This window comes from Sphingomonas sp. CCH15-F11, from assembly GCF_001557005.1.
Taxonomy (GTDB): Bacteria; Pseudomonadota; Alphaproteobacteria; order Sphingomonadales; family Sphingomonadaceae; genus Sphingomonas.
On record NZ_LSKG01000184.1, the window covers coordinates 1 to 21300 of the forward strand.

General features: G+C 68.0%; 27 protein-coding genes. 9 read left to right on the forward strand and 18 right to left on the reverse strand.

Annotation, left to right across the window (positions count from 1 at the left end):
- A partial coding sequence (locus AX709_RS17795; protein WP_156454322.1) for a biotin/lipoyl-containing protein occupies nucleotides 1-374 on the reverse strand: 374 nt, incomplete at its 3' end.
- Nucleotides 375-519: 145 nt separating this feature from the next.
- Between AX709_RS17795 and AX709_RS17800 the strand changes: the two genes are divergently transcribed.
- On the forward strand, nucleotides 520-975 hold the full coding sequence (locus tag AX709_RS17800; protein WP_066476756.1) for a universal stress protein: 456 nt from the start codon (nucleotides 520-522) through the stop codon (nucleotides 973-975).
- A 16-nt stretch (nucleotides 976-991) separates the two neighbouring features.
- On the opposite strand, the gene AX709_RS17805 is transcribed toward AX709_RS17800, so the two are convergent.
- A complete protein-coding gene (locus tag AX709_RS17805) occupies nucleotides 992-1471 on the reverse strand; it encodes a hypothetical protein (protein ID WP_066551326.1) in 480 nt (159 codons plus the stop codon).
- Nucleotides 1472-1575: 104 nt separating this feature from the next.
- Here AX709_RS17805 and AX709_RS17810 point away from each other — a divergent pair, with 104 nt between their 5' ends.
- Complete coding sequence (locus AX709_RS17810) at nucleotides 1576-2874, forward strand: M28 family metallopeptidase (protein ID WP_066551344.1); 1299 nt, start codon at nucleotides 1576-1578, stop codon at nucleotides 2872-2874.
- Nucleotides 2875-3080: 206 nt separating this feature from the next.
- Here AX709_RS17810 and AX709_RS19420 read toward each other — a convergent pair whose 3' ends face one another.
- The 16 genes from AX709_RS19420 to AX709_RS17885 all read right to left on the reverse strand — a co-directional run bounded on the left by AX709_RS19420 (nucleotide 3081) and on the right by AX709_RS17885 (nucleotide 16573).
- Nucleotides 3081-4076: an RcnB family protein gene (locus AX709_RS19420; protein WP_156454323.1), complete on the reverse strand. Its 996-nt coding sequence runs from the start codon at nucleotides 4074-4076 to the stop codon at nucleotides 3081-3083.
- Between the two features lie 91 nt (nucleotides 4077-4167).
- Nucleotides 4168-4653 carry a GAF domain-containing protein gene (locus AX709_RS17820; RefSeq protein WP_066551330.1) on the reverse strand — a complete coding sequence of 162 codons (486 nt, stop codon included), beginning with the start codon at nucleotides 4651-4653 and terminating at the stop codon, nucleotides 4168-4170.
- A 90-nt stretch (nucleotides 4654-4743) separates the two neighbouring features.
- Entirely contained in the window at nucleotides 4744-5607 is an 864-nt protein-coding gene (locus AX709_RS18790; RefSeq protein WP_156454324.1) for a hypothetical protein, read from the reverse strand.
- A 223-nt stretch (nucleotides 5608-5830) separates the two neighbouring features.
- A complete protein-coding gene (locus AX709_RS17825; RefSeq protein WP_066476750.1) occupies nucleotides 5831-6736 on the reverse strand; it encodes a flagellar motor protein MotB in 906 nt (301 codons plus the stop codon).
- Between the two features lie 130 nt (nucleotides 6737-6866).
- Complete coding sequence (gene motA / locus AX709_RS17830; RefSeq protein WP_066476748.1) at nucleotides 6867-7730, reverse strand: flagellar motor stator protein MotA; 864 nt, start codon at nucleotides 7728-7730, stop codon at nucleotides 6867-6869.
- A gap of 105 nt (nucleotides 7731-7835) precedes the next feature.
- Nucleotides 7836-8747 carry a flagellar hook-associated protein FlgL gene (gene flgL, locus AX709_RS17835; RefSeq protein ID WP_066476747.1) on the reverse strand — a complete coding sequence of 304 codons (912 nt, stop codon included), beginning with the start codon at nucleotides 8745-8747 and terminating at the stop codon, nucleotides 7836-7838.
- Nucleotides 8748-8751: 4 nt separating this feature from the next.
- Nucleotides 8752-10098: a flagellar hook-associated protein FlgK gene (flgK, locus tag AX709_RS17840; RefSeq protein WP_066476745.1), complete on the reverse strand. Its 1347-nt coding sequence runs from the start codon at nucleotides 10096-10098 to the stop codon at nucleotides 8752-8754.
- Nucleotides 10095-10460 (reverse strand): rod-binding protein, encoded by a 366-nt coding sequence (locus AX709_RS17845; protein WP_066551332.1) that lies wholly within the window; start codon nucleotides 10458-10460, stop codon nucleotides 10095-10097. The genes flgK and AX709_RS17845 overlap by 4 nt, the downstream gene beginning before the upstream one ends.
- Nucleotides 10457-11548 carry a flagellar basal body P-ring protein FlgI gene (locus AX709_RS17850; RefSeq protein WP_066551334.1) on the reverse strand — a complete coding sequence of 364 codons (1092 nt, stop codon included), beginning with the start codon at nucleotides 11546-11548 and terminating at the stop codon, nucleotides 10457-10459. The genes AX709_RS17845 and AX709_RS17850 overlap by 4 nt, the downstream gene beginning before the upstream one ends.
- Nucleotides 11549-11562: 14 nt before the next feature.
- Entirely contained in the window at nucleotides 11563-12261 is a 699-nt protein-coding gene (locus tag AX709_RS17855; protein ID WP_066551336.1) for a flagellar basal body L-ring protein FlgH, read from the reverse strand.
- A complete protein-coding gene (gene flgG, locus AX709_RS17860) occupies nucleotides 12254-13042 on the reverse strand; it encodes a flagellar basal-body rod protein FlgG (protein ID WP_066476736.1) in 789 nt (262 codons plus the stop codon). Before flgG ends, AX709_RS17855 begins: the two co-directional genes overlap by 8 nt.
- A 15-nt stretch (nucleotides 13043-13057) precedes the next feature.
- Nucleotides 13058-13804, reverse strand: coding sequence for a flagellar basal body rod protein FlgF (locus AX709_RS17865; protein ID WP_066476730.1), 747 nt, complete (start codon nucleotides 13802-13804; stop codon nucleotides 13058-13060).
- Between the two features lie 32 nt (nucleotides 13805-13836).
- The gene (locus tag AX709_RS17870; protein ID WP_066476726.1) at nucleotides 13837-15084 is read right to left on the reverse strand and encodes a flagellar hook protein FlgE; all 1248 of its coding nucleotides are present in this window, start codon (nucleotides 15082-15084) and stop codon (nucleotides 13837-13839) included.
- 27 nt (nucleotides 15085-15111) lie between these two features.
- On the reverse strand, nucleotides 15112-15804 hold the full coding sequence (locus AX709_RS17875; protein WP_197417139.1) for a flagellar hook assembly protein FlgD: 693 nt from the start codon (nucleotides 15802-15804) through the stop codon (nucleotides 15112-15114).
- A 2-nt stretch (nucleotides 15805-15806) separates the two neighbouring features.
- A complete protein-coding gene (gene flgC / locus AX709_RS17880; protein WP_066476884.1) occupies nucleotides 15807-16217 on the reverse strand; it encodes a flagellar basal body rod protein FlgC in 411 nt (136 codons plus the stop codon).
- A gap of 2 nt (nucleotides 16218-16219) precedes the next feature.
- The gene (locus AX709_RS17885; RefSeq protein ID WP_443026006.1) at nucleotides 16220-16573 is read right to left on the reverse strand and encodes a flagellar basal body rod protein FlgB; all 354 of its coding nucleotides are present in this window, start codon (nucleotides 16571-16573) and stop codon (nucleotides 16220-16222) included.
- 224 nt (nucleotides 16574-16797) lie between these two features.
- Here AX709_RS17885 and AX709_RS17890 point away from each other — a divergent pair, with 224 nt between their 5' ends.
- The 7 genes from AX709_RS17890 to AX709_RS17920 all read left to right on the forward strand — a co-directional run.
- Nucleotides 16798-17499 (forward strand): motility protein A, encoded by a 702-nt coding sequence (locus AX709_RS17890; protein ID WP_231727566.1) that lies wholly within the window; start codon nucleotides 16798-16800, stop codon nucleotides 17497-17499.
- Nucleotides 17496-18086: a flagellar motor protein MotB gene (locus tag AX709_RS17895; RefSeq protein WP_066476720.1), complete on the forward strand. Its 591-nt coding sequence runs from the start codon at nucleotides 17496-17498 to the stop codon at nucleotides 18084-18086. Before AX709_RS17890 ends, AX709_RS17895 begins: the two co-directional genes overlap by 4 nt.
- A gap of 11 nt (nucleotides 18087-18097) precedes the next feature.
- A complete protein-coding gene (locus AX709_RS17900; RefSeq protein WP_066551346.1) occupies nucleotides 18098-18631 on the forward strand; it encodes a flagella basal body P-ring formation protein FlgA in 534 nt (177 codons plus the stop codon).
- A gap of 68 nt (nucleotides 18632-18699) precedes the next feature.
- Nucleotides 18700-18999, forward strand: coding sequence for a flagellar biosynthesis anti-sigma factor FlgM (locus AX709_RS17905; protein ID WP_066476719.1), 300 nt, complete (start codon nucleotides 18700-18702; stop codon nucleotides 18997-18999).
- Nucleotides 18983-19303 carry a hypothetical protein gene (locus AX709_RS17910; RefSeq protein ID WP_066551340.1) on the forward strand — a complete coding sequence of 107 codons (321 nt, stop codon included), beginning with the start codon at nucleotides 18983-18985 and terminating at the stop codon, nucleotides 19301-19303. The genes AX709_RS17905 and AX709_RS17910 overlap by 17 nt, the downstream gene beginning before the upstream one ends.
- Nucleotides 19304-19404: 101 nt before the next feature.
- Nucleotides 19405-20301: a flagellar biosynthesis protein FlgJ gene (locus AX709_RS17915; protein ID WP_066551342.1), complete on the forward strand. Its 897-nt coding sequence runs from the start codon at nucleotides 19405-19407 to the stop codon at nucleotides 20299-20301.
- 4 nt (nucleotides 20302-20305) lie between these two features.
- On the forward strand, nucleotides 20306-21300 hold a 995-nt coding region (locus AX709_RS17920; RefSeq protein WP_197432052.1), incomplete at its 3' end, for an FHIPEP family type III secretion protein.

Consider the following 21300-nt stretch of genomic DNA (forward strand, 5'->3'; position numbering starts at 1 on the left):
CCCGCCGCGGCCGGTGCCGATGGGGCCGGAGCCGGGGCGGGCGCACTGGCTTGCGCTTCGGCGGCAGGCGCAGGCGCGGGGCTCGCGGCGGGGGCGGGCGCAGGCTTGGCGGCGGGCGCGGCGGCATCCTCGCCCTCGCCGGCCAGCAGGGCGATGACCGTGCCGACCTTCACCCCGTCAGTCCCCTCGGCGACCAGGATCTGCGTGATCGTGCCCTCGTCGACCGCCTCGAACTCCATCGTCGCCTTGTCGGTCTCGATCTCCGCCATCAGGTCGCCGGCGCTCACCGTATCGCCTTCCTTGACCAGCCAGCGGGCCAGCGTGCCCTCCTCCATGGTCGGGGACAGGGCGGGCATCTTGATTTCGATCGGCATCGGCGCGGGTTCCGTTGCGTGGTCCTGGGGAGCGCCTTCCTTTGCCGGGCCGGGACGCCCGGTCAACCCCATCACCTTGCGCATACGTCTTCGACTCGCCACGTTCGGCGCCGCGGGATCGAAATTCCGGGGGGAGGAACACAATATGCGCACCTATCTGGTGGTGGTCGACGAGAGCCCGGAGTCCGAAGTCGCGCTGCGCTTCGCCGCCCGACGCGCGGTCAAGACCGGCGGCAATGTCGAGATCCTGGCGCTGATTCCCAAGGCGGAGTTCGTCCACTGGGGCGGCGTGATGGCGACGATCGAGGACGAGGCGCGCCAGCGCGCCGAGGCACTGGTCGCGGGTGCCGCGGGCACCTTGCTGGAGGAATCGGGGATCAAGCCGACGATCACGGTGCGCGAAGGCGACGGACCAAAGGTCGTGCGCGAGGCGATCGAGGTCAATCCGGAGATCGCCGCCCTCGTCCTCGGCGCGGCGGCGAGCGGCGCGCCCGGCCCGCTGGTCGCGCATTTTTCCGGCGCCGACGCGGGCAAGCTGCCCGTGCCGATCATGATCATCCCCGGCAGCCTGGAGGTCGAGGCGATCGACCGGCTGAGCTAGCCGGCGTTCCGCCGGGTCAGGCGGCGCGTAAGGTCGCCGGCCGGCCGATGTCGTTCGCGGCATGGCGCGGCGCGGGCCCCGGTCGATCGCCGTCCGCCCCGCCCCCCGGTCGCTTGATCCGCGTCCGCGTGCGGCGCTGGCGCGCACGCGAGCTGCGGACCGACCGTGCGTGTCGCGCGCTGCGCACGACCGCGGCGATCCCGCGCATCCGGGCCAGCCCGGCCAGCAATGCGGTGGCCATCATCGCGTCGTAATAGGCCGCCGTTTGCCAAGCCATCAGCATCAGCGCATCGGCCGCACCGAAGATGAGCATGAGCTCGCCGCCGACCGGCAGCAGCATCACCAGTGCGACCATGAACAGCAACTGCTGGCGCGACAGTGCCGAAAGCCGCCGCGCGGGTGCCGCCACCAGTGTCCGGTGCAGCCACCGCGCGATCGGCGTCTCTGGCCAAAGGCGCAGGATCATCATCACGAAAACGGTCGTCGCAAACAGCATGGCAGCCCCCTCCCGGCTCGAAAGTGGCGTGCGCATCCCCGCCGTGCAAGCTGGCGCGCAACGAGGGGATTGAGCCGGGCGCCGATCGCGTCCACGATCGCACGATGCGCCACCTGATCCTGCTCGCTCCGCTCCTCCTCCCCCTTCCCGCCATCGCCCGCGACGCGCCCGATCCCGCGCGGATGAAGGCCGATGTCGAGAAAATGGTCAGCTTCGGCACCCGCCACACGCTGTCCAGCCCCGATGACCCCAAACGCGGCATCGGCGCGGCGCGCAAATGGGCGGCGGACGAGCTCAACCGGATCAGCGCGAAGTGCGGCGGCTGCATTACCGTCGCCAATATCGCGCGCACCTTCACCGGCCCGCGCGCGCCCAACGGCGTCAACGTCGTCAACGTGCTCGGCTTTCAGGCCGGGCGCGACCCCAACCGCGTCATCATCGTGCAGGGCCATATCGACAGCCGGGTCAGCGACGTGATGGACTTCACCAGCGATTCGCCCGGCGCCAATGACGATGCCTCCGGCGTCGCGGTGGTGCTGGAGGCCGCGCGCATCCTGTCGAAGGAAAAGTTCGACGCGACGATCATCTATGCCGCCCTGTCCGGCGAGGAACAGGGGCTGTGGGGCGGCACCTTGCTGGCCGAAACCGCCAGGGAGCGCGGCTGGGTGGTCAGCGCGGTGCTCAACAACGACATTGTCGGCAACACCCTCGGCACCAACGGCGCGCGCGTCGCCGACCGGGTGCGCGTGTTTTCCGAAGGCATCCGCGCGTCGGAAACGATCGAGCAGCAGATCGCCCGGCGCGGCAATGGCGGCGAGGATGATGGCCCGTCTCGCGCGCTGGCCAAGGCGATCGACGGCGTCGCGGCGGCGATGCCCGGCGCGCTCGACGTGTTCGTCGATCGGCGGCCCGACCGCTTCGGGCGCGGCGGCGACCATGAGCCGTTCCTGCGGCTGGGCTATCCGGCAGTGCGCTTTTCGGTCGGGATCGAGAATTACGACCAGCAGCACCAGGATCTGCGCACCGAAGCCGGTCGCGAATATGGCGACACCGTCGACAAGATGGATTTCCCCTATCTGGCCAGGGTCGCGGCGATCAACGTGGCCACGATCGCCCGGCTGGCCAGCGCCCCCGCCGCGCCCGACGGCGTATCCGTGGGCGGCGCGGTCTCCTCCGACACGACGGTCAAGTGGCAAGCCGTGCCGGGTGCGACGGGCTACCGCGTCCATTGGCGGCGCAACGATGCGCAGGACTGGACCGACCATCGCGACGTGCCCGCATCTGCCACCGAGTCGGTGCTCAAGGACGTGATCGTCGACGACCACTTCATCGGCGTGTCGTCGCTGGCCGCCGACGGCGCGGAGAGCATCGTCACCTTCGCCGGGCGGGCTGCGGCGCGGTAATCCAAAACCGCCGTCACTCGGGCCGCGTGCCGGGGTCCGCTGCGCCATTCAGCTCGCGCCGCGCAAGGTGCGGCCTGCGCGGTGCCGTTGGCGCGCACCCGTGCGGCGGGCAAAAGCCTGTGCCCATGTCGCGGCGGGGCCCGGCATGCGGCCGGGGCAACGGCCCCTGGGGCTTCGTGCGCAGCGGATATTGCCGGGCCGGCTGATCAGCCGCCGCAGGTCACCGTCGTCTCGAAGGTTGCCGGGAAGTACCAGCCGCGCGCGACATAGGCGGGGCGGGCCTCGACCGTGCGCGTGGTACAACCATTGCCTGTGACCTGGACCTGTGGCGGCACCGACGGCGGCAGGTCGATCTCGTCCGACCGCCAGTCGCGATAGCCCGCGCGGTCGTCATCGTCCCAGGGCGGATAGTCAGCATCGTCATCGCGCGGCGCCCGACCGCGATCCTCCGCCCGGTCGATCGCAAGGCCAGCCACTGCCCCGACGCCCGCACCGATCAGCGCCCCGCGCAGCCGGTCGCCGCGACCGGCGATCAGCCCACCGGCGACCGCACCGGCCCCCGCCCCGATGGCCGCGCCACCGATGCCGCGATCGGCGCGCACGGGCGCTGCCGCCGGCCGCGGATAGCCGCGCGGGGGTGCGACCGGCCCCGGCCGGGGCGGCGGGGCTTCCGCCAGCACGGTCGCAGGCGCCGCCACCGCTGCCGGGCGGGCGGGCGGCGGCGCATAGGTCGCACCGGGCGCGGCCGGCGCGCGTGCGACGGCGGGCGCTGATGCGGGTGCAGGTGCAGGTGCAATGGCGCGCATTGGTGCAGCGGGCGCGAACAGCGCGACCGGCGCGGCCTTCATCGCGGCGGGATTGTTCCAGTCGATGCCGGTGCGCGCGTCGATCACCCGGCCGTCGTCGCCGACCAGCACCGCGTCGTCATAATAGCGCAGCCAGCGCCGCCCCGTCTCGGCGGCGGGCAGTCGGTACCGGGCCGGATCGCGCACCTCGAACCCCGGTTCGATCCAGTAGCGCGGCAGTTCGACACCGGCTTCGGGCGCGCGATAGGCCGCCCAGCCGCCCGGCGCATAGCTGCCCGCATACCAGCGCCCGTCCACGCTGCCGCCCCAGCCCGTCTCGGGTGCCGCCTGTCCCGCGTGAACGGGCATGGCGGTAAGGCTCGCCAGGATGAGGGCGGTCACGGTCGATCGGCGCATCTTGGTCAACTCCCGGGTGGTCGCGCGCAACCTAACAGCCGGGTCGCCGGGTGGGAAACCGGCGCAATGGTTAAGCCTGTCCCGCTTCGGATCAGTCCGCGATGCGCGCGGCCAGGATCGCCATCAACGCCTCGCAACCCGCAGCATCCTCCGCATCGAAGCGCGCCACCTTGGGACTGTCGAGGTCGAGCACCCCGATCAGCCGGCCGTCATGGACGATCGGCACGACCAGTTCGGACGCGCTGGCCGCGTCGCAGGCGATATGGCCGGGAAAGGCGTGGACGTCGTCGACCAGCTGCGTGGCGCGGGTCTGCGCCGCGGTGCCGCACACGCCACTGCCGAACGCGATGCGGATGCACGCCGCCTTGCCCTGAAACGGCCCGAGCACCAGTTCGTCGCCGACGTTGCGATAGAAACCCGCCCAATTGAGATCGGGCAGATACTGCCAGATCAGCGCGGCGGCGTTCGCCATGTTGGCGATCGCATCCGGCTCCTCCGCGGTCAGCGCATCGAGCGCGCCCGCCAGTTCACGATACAGCTCGGCCTTGCTGCCGGCGGCGATGTCGAAGTCGTACATGGGCCGGGATGTAGGGGCTTTGTAGCGTGGGCGCTACTGGCAAGGCGTCCACAACTAAGGCCCACACAATTGGTCCACCGGATGAGCTGATCACAGCCCATCGTAAGCCGCTTTTTGAGCGGCTTCGAGTGCGGCGGGCATAGTAACCATCCCCAATTGTCCCTGAGCTATCACTTGTCGCACCGGTGGTTGGATTCGCGGCCTTTCTAATCCAATGCAAGCTTTAGCGGGTGGGAGCGGGGGTGCTGCTCCCCGCACGATTGCAGCAATGTCGAGCGGTTGGCTGCGCTCGTCCTCTCTCGCGAGGCCACGGCGATCCCAAGTAAAAAGCATGAGCAGCGGTGCGTTGCGGTCTATATTCTTCCACGGTACGAGGCATGGGTCGCCCACGGTTAACCGCTGTTTTACTGGACCGTCATATGCAGCAATGATGGGAGCAGCCTCGCCGGCCCCTACTATCATTATCCTTTTGCGATCTATCCAGTTGGCGCTCTGTACATAATTCAATGCGAATTTGAGTTGTCGCTCAATTGCTTGCTGCAACGATATTGCGTCCCGAGACATGCACGCTTCAAGTGAAGTCTTCGCAGTTATTAGATTCCGGTTCTCATCAATGGATAGAACGACTACGTTCAAGGGTACATTCTTGCCTCGAACTGCAAAATCGCAACCTGGAAGAACGATGATTGCGGGGATCTTGCCCAAAGATTTAATGCGATGATGGAACGATGGAAGATCAGCCGGCACCTGATAATTGCCGTTTGACGTTGAAACCATGGCGCTCACCTCAAGCGGTGTCGGTGATCTGGCGCTAAACTTGCGGTCGAGCGCGATGTCGCTCTGTAAAGCTTGATATTGCTTGCTTTGCTCTAAATTTCGGAGAAACGCCGTCCCCGACCATGCAAAAGCGACTAAGCCTAGCAGCCAGATACAGCCGCGCTTCAATCGAGCCATGGTCGCCCTCTTTGTTGACAACCTCTACGCAGGATTGCTTACCAGACCCGTCAGGCGCGCGAACACGTGCAAGCTCCATTGAGGTGCAGGAGTCACAGTGCAAGGTTCTGGCTTAACGCGAATCACGTTTATCCGCATCTTCGGCCCAAAAGCGGACCGTCTCTCGCTCACGCAGTCGGACGCAGAGCAATTGTATCGAACGCGCCCGTTCAACGTCTGACACTTAATCCCCGAACCCCGTCCGGCGATAGAGCAGCGTGATCGCGACGCGGCGGTTGCGGGGGTCGGCGGGGTTTTCCTTCACCATCGGTTCGCGGTCGGCGACGCCTTCGATGCGTTCGAACTGGTCCTCGCGGATGCCGCCCTGCGCCAGGCGACGGCGCGTCGCCTCCGCGCGGCCGCTCGACAGCATCCAGTTGTTCATCGCCGCCGGGTTGCCATAGCCCAGGCTGTCGGTGTGGCCGCGGATCATGATGGGATTGTCCATCCCCTCGATGCTTTCGGCGACCATGCCGATCAGCGTGCTGGCGTCCGGCACCAGCGCGGTGGTCCCCAGCGCGAACATCGAATAATTGGCGTCGTCGATCAGGTCGATGCGCATGCCGTCGCGGGTACGCACGAAGCGGACATATTTGGCGATCTTCGCGATGCGCGCGTTCGACTTCATCGTCGCTTCGAGCTTGGAACGCATCTTGGCGAAATTCTCGCGATCCTCCGCCGCCATCGCCTGGCTTGCCTTCAGGCTGCCCTTGTCGCCGGTGCCGACTTCCTTGCCGCCGGTCGCGCCCGCGGGGATGGTCAGCGACCGCGTGCCGGTCTGCTGCGCCTTGTGCGGATAGCTGTCGACGTCGGTGATCGATTCGCCGCCGAAAATGCCGTTGGAGCCGGCGCTGTTCTGCTTGAGCTGGACCAGCGTCGGCGCGAAATAGTCGGCGATGCCCTTGCGCTGCTTCTCGCTGGTCGCGCCGAGCAGCCACATCAGCAGGAAGAACGCCATCATCGCGGTCACGAAGTCGGCATAGGCGACCTTCCACGCGCCGCCGTGATGGCCGCCATGCCCCTCGATATAGATTTTCTTGACGATGACCTTGGGCGGCTGATTGGTCCCGTGGGGTGCGCGCGCGGCCATTATTCGACGCCTCCCGGCGCGACGCGGTACCGGCCCACTCCCCCACCCGGCCACCCACAAGAGTAGCCTGGCTGGGTGGCCGGGTGGGGGAGTGGGCCGGTACCGCGCATCGGCGTGAGCCGATCAGTCATCACTTCCCCCGCAGACCGTCGAACACCTCGGCAAAGCCGGGCTGGTTCTGATGAGCGATTCCCGATCGTGCGGCTTCGATCACCAGCGGCTGGGGATGGCCGTGGAGCGAGGCGATGATGATCTGCTTGACGACGTGATAGATCGCGGCATCGGCGTCGATTACCTGCTGCAGCCGGGTGGCGAGCGGGCCGACGATGCCATAGGCGAGCAGCACGCCCAGAAAGGTGCCGACGAGGGCCGAACCGATCATCCCGCCCAGGATCGACGGCGGCTTGTCGATCGATCCCATCGTCTTGACCACGCCCAGCACCGCGGCGACGATGCCGAGCGCGGGCAGCGCGTCGGCCAGGCCCTGCAGCGTGCCCTGCGGACCCTGGACCTCGTGGTGGTGGGTCTTGATCGCGTTGTCCATCACCTCCTCGACCGCGTGCACGTCGAGCGTGCCCGACGAGACGACGACGAGGCGCAGCGTATCGGCGATCAGGTTGACCAGCGTGTGATCGGCCATCAGGCGCGGATATTCGGCGAAGATCGCGGAGGATTTGGGATCCTCGACATGTGGCTCGAGCGCGATCGGCCCTTCGGTGCGCAGCATCTTCATCAGCTTGGAAACGAGGAAGATGGTGTCGAGATAGTCCTGCTTCTTGTATTTCGGGCCCTTCAGCACCTTCATGACGCCGCCGCCGATCGCCTTCAGCTCCTTGCCGGAATTGCCGATGATCAGCGCGCCGACCGCGGCACCGCCGATGATCAGCATCTCGTGCGGCAGCGCGTGCATCACGGGGCCCAGCGCGCCGCCGGTGATCGCGAATCCGCCGAACACCATCGCCAGCAGGACAACCAGGCCAATCAGCGGAAACATCGGCGCATCACACCCTTAAAAAACTCCCACCGGTCCGGAATGGAATCGGCGGGCCATGGCCCTTCATGCCCGACACCCGTCGAGAAATGGTTACCGCGCGCGGCGTCAGCTCAGATAGTTGAACAGCGACAGGTCGCTCAGTCGCGCAAAGCTCGACTGGGTCGCCTGGAGAATGGTCAGCGTCTTCTGCAGCTCGGTGATCGCCGCGCTGACGTCGGTATCCTCGAGCGCGGAGCGCAATTCCTCGCGCACGAGCCCGTTGGCCTCGACCTGATCGCGTTCGAGATCGAGTCGATAGGCGCGCGCGCCGACCATCGATCGCGCCGCCGACACCTGGTCGAGCGCCGAATTGACTTCGCTCAACGCGGTCGCGCTGGGTGCCTGGACATCCGCGCCCGATCGCAGCGCGGCGCTGTAGGTCGCGATCATCGCGAAAATGTCGATCACGCCCGGCTGGCCCGCGCCGCCGAAGATGCGGCCGCCGTCCTCGGTGGTCTGGATCGCGACGCCGTCGGCGACGGGCACCGTCCCCGCCTCACCCGACCCGGCATAGGTGATGCTGCCGTCGGGCTGGGTTTCGAACGCGACATCGCCGGACGCGCCGCCGAACAGGGGCTGGCCGCGTACGTCGGTCGCGTTGGCGAGGCGCAGCAGGTCCTCGCGAATCGCGTCGAGCGCGGTGGCGATGCCGACCCGGTCGTCGGCGGACAGCGTGTCGTTCGCTGCCTGGATGATGAGTTCGTTGACACGCTGAAGCTGGGTCTCGGTGCCTGCCAGCGCGGTATCGGCCTGGCTCAGCACGCCCTGCGCGAGGCTGATGTTGCTCGAATAGGCGACGTCGTCGGCGACCAGCGCGCGAAGCCCGCTCAGCCGCTGATAGGCGGCGGCGTCGTCCGACGCGGTCTGCAGCTTTTTCCCCGTCGCAATTTGCGTCTGCAGCCGGTTGGCATCGACGTTGAGCGTCGAGATGTCGCGCAACGACTGGCGGAAATATTGCGAGGTGGTGACGCGCATCATCGGCTTATCCGATATCGAAGATGGTCTGGAGGGTTTCGCGCGCGACCTGGATCACCCGGCTCGACGCCTGATAGGCCTGTTGGAAACGCAGCAGGTCGACGGCTTCCTCGTCCAGATTGACGCCGGTCACCGAATCGCGCTGCGTCACCGCCTGGTCGCGGATCACGGTCTGCGCCGCGCTCACCGACTTGCGCGCTTCCAGCGCGGAGGCGTTGCCCAGGATCAGGCTGTTGACCCGCCCCTCGATCTGGCTCGAATCGCGCAGCGCGGCGATCGCCTGAAGATTGCGGTTGTCACGCGCGCCGCCGCCCGGCTGCGCCGCCGCGACCCCCGACGGATCGGTCAGCAGCACCGATACCTCGCCCGCGCCGCCAGGGCCGATCGCGAACATCGGCGCGCCCGGATTGCCGTCGAGCCCCTCGCCGGCTGCCTGTACCGCGTTGACGTCGTTCACGAATTGCGTGGCGAGCGCGTCCAGCCCCGTCCGCGCCTCGTCGATGCGAATCGCGCCTTCGGCGACGCCTGCCAGGATGCCGCCGGTCGGCGTCACGATCGATGCGGTCGCATTGCGATACAGCGTGAACGCGGTCGCGCCGCCGCTGCGTTCGTAGCGCAGCTGGCCGGCATTGTCGTCTTCCACCAGGATCGGGCCGGTCGCGCCGTTCAGCCGCACGCTGGCGCGGCCATATTCGTCGATCGCGACGTCGATGTCGGTCTGTTCCGCCAGGTTTTCGAGCAGGCGGTCGCGCTGGTCGAGCAGCGCGGCATGCCCGGACGTGCCCGGCGACACGCGCGCCAGCCCCGAATTGACCTGGGCCAGCGAACTGGCGGTGCCGTTCAGGTCGCGCGTCGATTGCGCCGCGGTCGCGTCCAGCTCGATCGCGGCGGTGGCGAGTGCACGATCGGTCGCGACGAAACCACCCGCAATGCCGCTTGCGCTGTCGAGAAACACGACGCGCGCCGCCTGCGATGCGGGGTCGGCAGCCAGATTCTCCGATGCACCGAAAAAGCGGGTCAGGCTGTCGCCCAGCCGGTTGCCGGTCAACGCGCGCTCGATCGAATCGAGCCAGACGATGCCCGACTGCGTCTTGGCAAGGTCGGTGGTGGCGCTGCGGACCTCGCTGGCGCGGAACTCGTCCGCGGCGCGGGTGATGCCGGTCGCCGCGACGCCGAGCCCGTTGACCAGCCGCCCGCCGAGCAGGCTTGATCCGGGTGCCGAAATCTCGGTCAGGTTGGTGGTGCGCCGCGAATAGCCGGACACGCCGGCATTGGCGACATTCTCCGACGATGTGGTCAGCGCGGTCTGATAGGCACGCAGCCCCGACGCGCCGATTGCGAGCAGATCGGTCATCGCGTCACCTGCGTGTCATCGCTTGCCCCGGGCACCGCCGGCGCCGCCGGCGCGGGATCGGCCGCAACCGGGTGGCTGCGCGACAGGAACTCGGTCATCGCCTTGCCGATGCCTAGCGGCGTGGATGCCGCCATCGACTTGGCGAGCTGCTGGTCCTGCATGTCGCGGAACTGGTCGAGCGCCTGGCTTTCAAAGAGCCCTTCGGACAGCCGCGCCTTGCGCATCGCGCCCAGCATCATGTTGACGAAGATCGCCTCGAACTGCTGGCCGGCCTGATCCAGATTCTCAGCCGTCGCCAACCGGCGCGTGTCGATCGACCGGCCGGCGGCTGCGGGAGAAACGGGGGCGACCGGCTGGGTCACAGGACGATCAGCTCCGCCTTGAGCGCGCCGGCTTCCTTCAACGCTTCCAGGATCGCGACCAGGTCGGCGGGCGACGCACCGATGGCGTTCACCGCCTTCACGATGTCCGCCAGCTTCGGGCCGGGCTCCAGCAGGAACATCGGGCGCTTTTCCTCTTCGATGCCGACCGCGCTCTGCTGCTCGACCGCGGTCTGGCCACGGCTGAGCGGTGCGGGTTGGCTGATCCTCTGCGATTCCTCGATACGGACAGTAAGTTTACCATGCGTTACCGCGGACGGCGCGACGCGGACCGCCGAATTGATGACGACGGTGCCGCTGCGCGCATTGACGATCACGCGCGCGGCCGCCTCGGCCGGGTCGACGGTCAGGTTCTCGATCTCGCTCATCAGCGCCGCGCGGACGTCCGCGCCCGGCGGCGGGGCCAGCGTCACCGACACCGCATCGAGCGCGCGCGCGGTGCCCGGGCCGAAGCGGCTGTTGACCGCGTTGGCGACGCGCTGGGCGGTGGTGAAGTCAGCACGCGCCAGGTTGAAGGTCAGCGTCGGCGAGCTGTCGAAGCCGGTATCGACCGAACGCTCGACCGTCGCCCCGTCGGGGATGCGCCCGGTCGACGGGACATTGACGACGATCTGCGATCCGTCCTTGCCCTCGGCACCCAGGCCACCGACCGCCAGATTGCCCTGCGCCATCGCATAGATCTGGCCATCGGCACCGATCAGCGGGCTGAGCACCAGCGCGCCGCCGCGCAGGCTCTTGGCCTTGCCCAGCGCCGACACGGTGATGTCGATCTTCTGCCCTGGCTTGGCGAACGCCGGCAGTTCGGCGGTGATCATCACCACGGCCGAATTCTTGAGCGCCGGATTGACCTGGGGCGGCAATTGCAGCCCGAAGCGCGACGCGATGCCCTTCATCGACTGGACGGTATATTCCAGATTATCGTCGCCCGTGCCCGGCAGGCCGACGACGATGCCGTAACCCGTCAGCTGGTTGGTGCGGATGTTCTGGAACTTGCCCAGATCCTTGACGCGCTCCGCATTCGCCGGCGTGGCGAGCAGCAGGGCGGCAAAGAGGGTAAGAAGAAAGCGCATGTGAATGCTCCGCCTCAGAACGGGCTGATGACTTGGAAGAACCGGCTCAGCCAGCCCTGGCGGGCGGCGCGGGCGACGTCGCCCCGACCAGTATAGGCAATGCGGGCGTCGGCCACGCGGGTCGACGCGACGCGGTTGTTCACGTCGATGTCGGCGCGGCGCACGATCCCCTTGATCTGGACGAACTCGTCGCCGCGATTGAGCGTCACGCGCTTCTGGCCCTGCACCACCAGCGTGCCGTTGGGCAGCACCTCCGCGACGGTGACGCTGATCTCGCCGGACAAGGCGTTGGACTGGTCCGCACTGCCCGCGCCGGTGAAGCCGCGATTGCCCGACAGCCGCGCGGCATCCGGGTTGAACGAGAACGGGCCGGACGCCGGCGGGGTCAGGCCGAAGCCGCCCTCGCTGTCCAACTGCGTGCCGGCGGACTTCGATGCCTGCATCCGCTCCACCAGAATGATGGTCAGCGGATCGCCGATGCGAAAGGCGCGCGCGCCTTCGTGCAGCCCGGCATAGCCGTCGGCGACCTGAAAGATCGAGCCGTTGGCCGGGGGCGGCGCGGGCGGTGCTGCCGGCGCGATCGTTGCGGAGAAATCCTCCGGCGGCTGCTTCTTCCCAAACAGGCGCGCGTCGGCGGACCCCGGCGCCAGGATCAGCGCGAGCGCGGGGACGAGCGCGAGGCCCAGCCGGGCGGAGCCGCGACGATCAGACATTCTGGTTGACATATTGCAGCATCTCGTCGGTGGCCGAGATCATCTTGGAATTGACCTCATAGGCGCGTTGCGTCTCGATCATGTCGACGAGTTCCTCGACGACGTTGACGTTCGATCCCTCGAGCATCCCCTGGCGCACCTGGCCGCGACCATCGAGGCCGGCGATGCCGAGATTGGCGGGGCCGCTCGACGCGGTTTCGATCAGGTAATTGTCGCCGGTCGCCTGCAGGCCCGCGGCATTGGGAAAGGTCGCGACCTGGATCTGGCCGATCTGCTGCGCCTCCGCCTGGCCGGGAACGACCGCCGACACGGTGCCGTCGCTGCCGACGGTGATGCTGGTGGTGCCTTCGGGAACCGTGATCCCGGGCGTCACCTGATAGCCTTCGCTGGTGACGAGCAGCCCCTGGGGCGAGCGCGCGAAATTGCCCGCGCGCGTGTAGCCGAGCTGCCCGCCGGGCAGCTGCACCTGGAAATAGCCGTCGCCGTCGAGCGCGAGGTCGAGCGAATTGCCCGTGGTCTGCAACGAACCTTGGGTGTTGATCCGCGCGGTCCCCTGAACCCGGACGCCGGTGCCCAGATTTAGGCCGACGGCATATTGGGTTTCCTGCGTGCTCGCCGAACCGGCGGCGGTCACGACCTGATAGGCGAGCGTTTCGAACGCCGCGCGGTCGCGCTTGAAGCCGGTCGTGTTGACGTTGGCCAGGTTGTTGGAGATCACGCGCATCCGCATGTCCTGGGCATCCAGGCCGGTGCGGGCGATGTGCATTGCGGCGTTGCTCATAACGTTATTCCTTCATCAACCCTGCACACGCATCAGCGACGCGGCGCTTTCGTCCATCTGCTTGGCTTCTTTCAGCAAATTCGCCTGAACCTCATAGGCGCGCTGGTTCTCGATCATGTCGACCAGCGCCTGGGTGAGGTTGACGTTCGACTGTTCGAGCGCGCCCACGCGCACCTTGGCGTCGAGATCGACCGGCAGCACCCCGCCGCCGCGGACATGCAGCTGGTTGTCCAGCCCCTTGACGGTGCGGCTGCCCTGATCGCTGACCAGCTTCAGCCGGTCGATGATCTGCGGCGCGGAACCGGGCTCGGCACCCACCGGCATGATCGACACCGTGCCGTCCTCCGCCACCGCGATCGACTGATAGGGCGGCAGCGTGATCGGGCCGTTATTGCCGATCATCGGCCGCCCTTCGCCATTCTCGAGCAGCCCCGACGCGCCGACCTTCAGGTCGCCGCGCCGCGTATAGGCCTCCGTGCCGTCGGCCGCCTGCACCGCGAACCAGTTGTCGGTCGCGATCGCCACGTCGAGCGGCTGGCCGGTCTCGACGATGGTCCCGGCGCGCCGGTCCATGTCGACGACTTCCTCGGCGTTGGGCTGGCGGGTTTCGAACTGCTGGCCCTTGAGCACCAGCCGCTCGAACGACACCCGGTCGGAGCGATAGCCGACGGTCGAGGCGTTCGCGATGTTGTTCGCGATCGACGCCTGTGCCGACATCTTGCTCTTGAGACCCGACAGGGCCGTGTAGACCAGACCGTCCATATGCGTGCTCCGTCAGCCTTTCCGCGACGCGATCAGATGTTGAAGATCGTCTGCGAGATCTCGTTCGACGTCTCGAGCGCCTTGGAGTTCGCCTGGAAATTGCGCTGCGCCGCGATCAGCGACACCAGCTCCTCGGTGATGTCGACGTTCGAGCCCTCGATGATGTTCGACATCAGGTTGCCCGCGCCGTCGCGTCCCGCCTCGCCCGCGATCGCCTCGCCCGACAGGCCCGTCGATGCCCAGTAGCTGTCGCCCAGCTGGCGCAGGCCGGCGGGATTGGCGAAATTGATGATCGCCACCTTGCCGAGCGCCTGGGTATCGCCGTTGGAGAAGGCCGCGGTCACGATGCCCTCGCTGTCGACCGACACCGATTCGAGCTTGCCGACCGCCACGCCGTCCTGCAGCCGGCTGTTGACCGTGAACGGCGACGCTTCCTGCGTCGAGCCGGTCAGATCGAACGACACGGTCTGCTCGCCGGCGCTGCCCGCGGGCGTGAACGGCGGAAAGGCCGTGGGCGTCGTCGGCGACACCAGCGCGCCGGTCCCGTCAAAGGTCGCCGCAATCGGCGCCGTGCCGAGCTGCTGGTCGCCGACAAAGTTGTAGATCGACCAGTCGCTGTTGGGGTTGCCAGCGGTCGGTGCGGTTTCGCGGACGAAATAGGTGGTCAGCGTGCGCGGATTGCCGGTCACGTCATAGATGGTGGTCTGCGTCGCCTGATTATAGGTCGACGGATCGAAGCGGTCGAACGTGCCCGACGGGATCGACGATCCGGCGTTCAGCGTCACCGACAGGCCGACATTGCTCGTCGCAACCGGCGTGCCGCTGGTCGCGGGCAGGCGCAGGCTGATCGTCGAATCGAGCCCCGACGCGACCACCGCGCCGCTGCCATCGACCGGATAGACCTGAAGATTGGCACCCTTGCCGTCGACGACATAGCGGTCCTTGTCGACCAGGAAGGCACCGTTGCGGGTGAAGTTGACCTTCTCGCCGTCGGGATCGGGCTTCATTGCGAAGAAGCCGTCGCCGGAGATGGCGAGGTTGAGCGCACCGGTCTGCTGGACCAGATTGCCCTGGGTGAACTGCTGGCGGATCGCCTTGGTGACCACGCCCGATCCGACCTGGGCGGTGGGGCTCAGCGACACGCTCGACGAGATCACGTCGGCGAACTCGACGCGGCTCTTCTTGAAGCCGTTGGTCTGCACGTTCGCCAGATTGTGCGAAATGACCGACATGTCCTTTTGCGAAGCCTGCAGGCCGCTCAGCGAAGTGAAGAAAGACATTGGATTCTCCTGTTCCTAAAGGGCGGCTCAGCCGATCGAGCGGACCGCAGAGGCGGGGACCTGGCCGAGGCCGGGCAGATTGAGGATGGCTTCGCCATTGCTGACCGAAACCGAGTTGACGGGTGCCCACACCAAAGGCTGGGCCGCGACCGGGCCGTTGGTGCCGAGTGCGGTGACCTGGATCGAGAACGGCCCCGCGCCGGCATCCTCGCCGGCGGCATCCTTGCCGTCCCATTCATAGCTGGCGGTGCCGGCGGGCTGGGCGCCCAGGTCGATCGTCTTGAGCAACCGGCCATCGGCATCGGCGATCGACACCATGACGCTGCCGGCGGCTTCGGGCAGTTCGACCGCGCCCTGCAGCCCGCCGGTCGTGCGGCCGAAGGCGACGTCGCCGGCGGTCAGCACGTTGCGGCCGACCCATTGCAGCGCGTCGGTCGTGCTGGTCCCGCCCAGCTTCGCGGCGAGCGACTTCAGCGTCGAGTTCATCTCGCTGATGCCGGCCAGGCTGGAGAACTGCGCCATCTGTGCGACCATCTGGCTGTTGTCGACCGGCTCGAACGGGTCCTGGTTGTTGAGCTGCGCCGTCATCAGCCGCAGGAAATCGGACTGGTCGAGCGTCGCATTGGCGTTCGCGGACGCGGCAACCTGCGGCGAGCTGTCGCCGCTGCGGTTGATCCCCAGTCGCGAAAGCGTCGAGTCAAAGGTGTTGGCGATCGTCATGATCAACCTCCCATCCGCAGGGTTTCGGTGATCAGCGTCTTGGCCGTCGCCATCACTTCGACATTGTTCTGGTAGGTGCGGGCGGCTTCCATCATGTCGACCAGCTCGCGGGTCTCGTCGACCGCGCTTTCATAGACATAGCCGTCCTTGTCGGCGAGCGGATTGCCCGGATCGTGGCGCTTCACCGGCTCCTCGCCCGCGGTCACGACGCGCGCGACATCGACGGTGGCCATGGTCGAGGCCGCGTCGAAATGGGTGCGGAACACGGGCTTGAGCGAACGATAGGCCGCGTCGGGCGTGCTCGCGACCGCGCCGGCATTGGCGAGGTTGGACGCGGTGGTATTCATCCGCACCAGCTGCGCCGACATCGCGCGGCCGGCGACCTGGAACAGGTTCATCGGAGCCTCAGGCATCTTCATTCACCCTTCAGCGCGCGCGTGATGGTCGAGATGCGACCGTTCAGGAACGCGAGCGTCGATTGATAGGCGATCGCATTTTCGGCGAACGCGGTCTGTTCGGTGGTCAGTTCGACGGTGTTGCCGTCCAGCCGCGGCTGGAGCGGCTTGCGATACAAGGTCGCGCCGCGGATCGCGCGATCGGGGGACCCCCCCGGGCCCTCGATCGCCGACATCGCCGCGCGAAAGTCGATGTCCTTCGCCTTGTAACCGGGCGTGGAGGCGTTCGCGATGTTCGACGCGAGCACGCTCAGGCGCTGCGAACGGACGGCCAGCGCCGCGCCGTGCACTCCAAAAAGCGTATCCTGTGGCATCGTCATTCGTCTCCAAGGACTATTCCGGTTCCCGCTCAGCAAATGGCGTGCCAATTGCCCCGATGCCGCCTCGACCGGGCGTTTCGGTGGTCCGGCAGCGGTCGGGCGGCAAGATTTTGCCGGGTGCGGCAGCCGATTGCCGGTCGCCGGTCGCGATGCGGCAATGCGCGGGGTTCCCCGGCGGCTTCGGTCGAATTGGCGCGGGACTTGCTGATATGAACGCCATGACTCCACCCGTCGCACCCCTGACCGGCGAAATCGCAGGCCTGGCCCCGGCTATGGCGCCGTTTCTCGATCCGACCGCGCTGGCGATCGTGGTCGGCGGGACGCTCATCGCCCTGCTGCTGCGCGCGCCGCTCGGCGATCTGGTCCGCGCCGTGCGCGCGCTCGGCACGCTCGCCCGCCGATCGTTCGATGCCGAGGGCTGCCTGACACAGATCGACGCGCTCGCCCGCATTTCCGCGCGCCATGGGATCGTCCCGCTCGACCGGGCGGTGATCGCCGACCCCGATGTCGCCGATGCCATCGCGGCAATCGTCGACGGCATCACCCCCGACATGCTCGAGCGCCGCCTGGCCGAGCGCATCGCCGCGCGTGACGAACGCCATGCGGCGGCGATCGGCGTTTGGACCGCCGCCGCCGACCTCGCGCCGGCGATGGGCATGGTCGGCACGCTGATCGGCCTGGTGCGGATGTTCAGCGCGATGAGCGATCCGATGGCGATCGGCGGATCGATGGCGATCGCGCTGCTCGCCACGCTCTATGGCGCGATCATCGCCTTTCTCGTCGCCAGCCCGATCGCCGGGCGCCTTCGCGCGCGCGCGCGTGCGGAATCAATTGGCCGAGCCCGGCTGGTGCCGCCGCTGGTTGAACTCGCCGGCCGCGAACAACCGCGCCGCGTCACCATCGCGACCGAGGCGGCATGACCGACGCCTTCGCCCCGACCGAAGCGGCGCGCCCCTTGTGGCTGACCACGCTCGCCGACCTGTCGCTGCTGCTGCTCGGCTTCTTCGTCCTGCTCCAGTCGATGCAGGCGGCGGACCGCGCGCGGCTCGCTGCAGGACTGCGCGCGGGGTTCGGCATCGATACGCCCGCCGCGGCCGCACCGATGACGCCGGCCGGCGCGCCGATGCCGGTCGATTATGCGCGCGTGGGCGGCTTCGCCCCCGCCAGTGCGATCGTACCGGACACCATAGCGACCTATGCGCAATGGGCCGCGACCGTCGGCAGCGACCGGCGACTGACGCTGACCGTCACCGGGTCGGTCGACGGATCGCCCCGCGATGTCGACCCGGCGACCGGCAGCGCCGCGATCCTGGCCGCCGACCGCGCCCGCGCGGTCGCGCGCGCGCTCATCCTGTCGGGCCAGGTCGCCCCCGCCCAGCTCCGCGTCGCGATCGCACCGCCGTCCGAGCATGCCCGTGCGGTCCACCTCGCCATCGGCTTCGCGGGCAATCCTGCCCCCGCCGCTTCCACCACCGCCGCCGACCCGGTTGGCCGCGCCCTTCCCTGATGGAGCCCATCATGCCGCTTGCCCCGCTGACCTGGCTGCTGATCGCCGCCGCACCCGCCACGCCCGCCTTTCAGGACACCCGCCTGATCGACGCGGCCGTCGTCCAGTTCACCGGCAAGCCGGTGGGCGAGGAAGGCGGCGCGCGCGCGCCGGTCGATGCGCGCCTCAAGCTCGCCGCGTGCCCGATGCCGCAATTCGAGTGGCGCAACGCCGCGCGCGATGCGGTGGTCGTCCATTGCATGGCGCCGGCCTGGCGAATCTTCGTGCCGGTGGTGCGCGCCACCCCGGTCGCGCCGCCCCCTGCGGCGGCGGCGACACCCGCGGTCGCCGCGCGGCCGGAGCGTGTCGCGCCGGTCATCAAGCGTGGCGACCCGATCGTCGTCGAGGCGGTCGCGGTCGGCTTTTCGATCACGCGCGAGGGGATCGCGGCGAGCGACGCCGCGCCCGGCGCGCGGCTGCTGGTCAAGGTCGATCCGGCCAAGCCGCCCATCCAGGCGATCGCGATCGAAAGCGGCCGCGCGACATTGCCCGGCTGGGCTCAATAATTTTTTCTAAAGGTTTTCGCCAACCGGTCGTTTGGTCTGAATGTCGGCAGATTCATAAGGACGCAGACATGGTGGACCCAATCGGCTTCAGGCCCATATCGGCGACGGACGCCCGAAATGCGCCCGTTGCACCGGTCACTCCGGTGCAGCCGGTCGAGCCGGTGGCCAAGGCGGATCCGACCGCCGCCGAACTGAACGCCAGCGAGACCGCGCGCGCACTCGCCGCGGCACCGCCGGTGGATGTCGACCGGGTTCATCGCATTCGGTCGGCCGTCCAGGACGGAACCTTCCCCATCCTTCCCGCAACGATCGCCGACCGGCTGATCGCGCTGCGCCTGCAATGGAGTCCCCATGACCAGTCGGCGTGACGCCCTGATCCAGGTGATCGAATGCCTGCACGCCGAGATTGCGGCGCTGAAGGCCAACGATGTCGCCGCGCTGGAGCGCGCGACGCAGGCAAAGCTGGTCGCGATCGAGACGGTCGCCGCCAACGACAACATGCCCGCGCAGGACCATGAGCTGCGCCTGCTGGCTGCGGAGGCAAACCGGCTCAACGAAACCGCGCGCATCTACGTCAACCTGATGGCGGCAAATGTCCGCCGCCGCCTGCAAGTTCTTGCCGGCCACGACGGCACGGCATATCGCGCCCCCGGCGCTGTCGCCTTCGGCTGAGCCGCCGCGCGGGCGCGAACACACCGGCTGCGCGCCGGGCTTGCGACATTGGCATGGTCCTTGCTGAGCTGTTCCCGACGGAATAGCCAGAGCAAGGATCGATGAGCGTCACCCCGGTCGGTTCCCCCAACCCCATCCAGAACGCGATCGCCAGCGCCGCGCGGCGCACCGGCGTCGACTTCGCCTATCTGATCGGCCAGGCGCAGGTCGAAAGCGGCATGCGCGCCGACGCGCGCGCCGCCACGTCGAGCGCGACGGGGCTATATCAGTTCATCGACCAGAGCTGGCTGGGCGTGATGAAGCGCCACGGCGGCGAGCATGGCCTGGGCTGGGCGGCGGACAGCATCCGCCAGACGCCGGGCGGACGCTATGTCGTCGACGATCCCGCCACCCGCCGCGCCATTCTCGACCTGCGCAAGAACCCGCAGGTCGCGTCGCTCATGGCGGCGGAGCACGCCGCCGACAACAAGGCCGTGCTCGAAGGCACGCTGGGGCGCGGCGCCAGCGGCACCGACCTCTACATGGCGCATTTCCTGGGTATCGGCGGGGCCAAGTCGTTCCTGTCGGCGATGCAGGACAATCCCGACCGCAGCGCCGCGTCGATGTTCCCGGCGGCTGCGCGCGCCAACCGCAGCATCTTCTTCGAAGGCAATGGCCAGCCGCGTTCGCTGGCCGACATCTATTCGCGCTTCGCCGCCAAGCTGGATCGCGGGGCCGCCGCCGCGGGTGCGACGGGCCTCGCCTCGGGGGGCGTCGCGCCGCCGTCGATGCCGCAGCTCGAACCCGGCGTCGAAGTCATCATGGGCAACGCCGCCGCGGGCGGCAGCGAGGATCTCTGGCTCCAGACCACGCTCGCCAACCTGAACGTCGTCGGCGGCCAGCGCGGCACGCCGGTCGCGACCGCGCAGCTCGGCACGCAGCTCGGCCAGCCCGGCTACCGTCCGCTGCCCGAAACCGCGCGGCTCGCCTATATGATGCTCGCGCAGCTGGGCGCGTGACGCGATGATCGCTGCACTCAAGGCGCCCCAGGAGGTTTTTCCGGCATTGCGCAGCACCGCGCTGCCGCTCGCCATCCTGCTGCTCGTCATGCTCATGGTCGTGCCGATCCCGGCCATGCTGCTCGACGCCTTCTTCATCCTCAACATCATGATCAGCCTGGCGGTGTTGATGGTGGCGCTGAATGCGCAGAAGCCGCTCGACTTCTCCGCTTTTCCCACCGTGCTGCTGTTCGCCACGCTGTTCCGCCTGGGCCTCAACGTCGCGTCGACGCGCGTCGTGCTGGTCCACGGCCATGAAGGCGAAGCCGCCGCCGGTCACGTGATCGAGGCGTTCGGTACCTTCCTGATCGGCGGCGACTATGTCGTCGGCCTGTTCGTCTTCGCGATCCTGATCATCATCAACATGATCGTCGTGACCAAGGGCGCGGGCCGCGTGTCCGAAGTGTCGGCGCGCTTCACGCTCGACGCCTTGCCCGGCAAGCAGATGGCGATCGACGCCGACCTCAACGCCGGCCTGATCACGCCCGACGAAGCGCGCCAGCGCCGCTTCGACGTGTCGACCGAAGCCGACTTCTACGGCGCGATGGACGGTTCGTCGAAATTCGTGAAGGGCGACGCGGTCGCCGGCCTGCTCATCCTGGCGATCAACATCGTTGGCGGCCTGATCCTCGGCACGCTCAGCCACGGCCTGAGCGTCGGCGACGCCGCGCAGACCTATATTCTGCTCGCGATCGGCGACGCGCTCGTCGCGCAGATCCCGGCGCTGATGCTGTCGATCGCGGCCGCCGCCATCGTCACCCGCGTCGCGTCCAGCATGGACCTCGCCGGCCAGATCGGCAGCCAGTTCGGCAGCCACAAGACCTGGATCCCCGTCGCCGCGATCCTCGCGCTGCTCGGCATCGTGCCGGGCATGCCCAGCATGATCATCCTGCCGGCGGCCGCCGCGGCGGGTTTCGCGGCATGGCGGATGCGCGAGGCAGCCAAGCGCCCGCCCCCGCC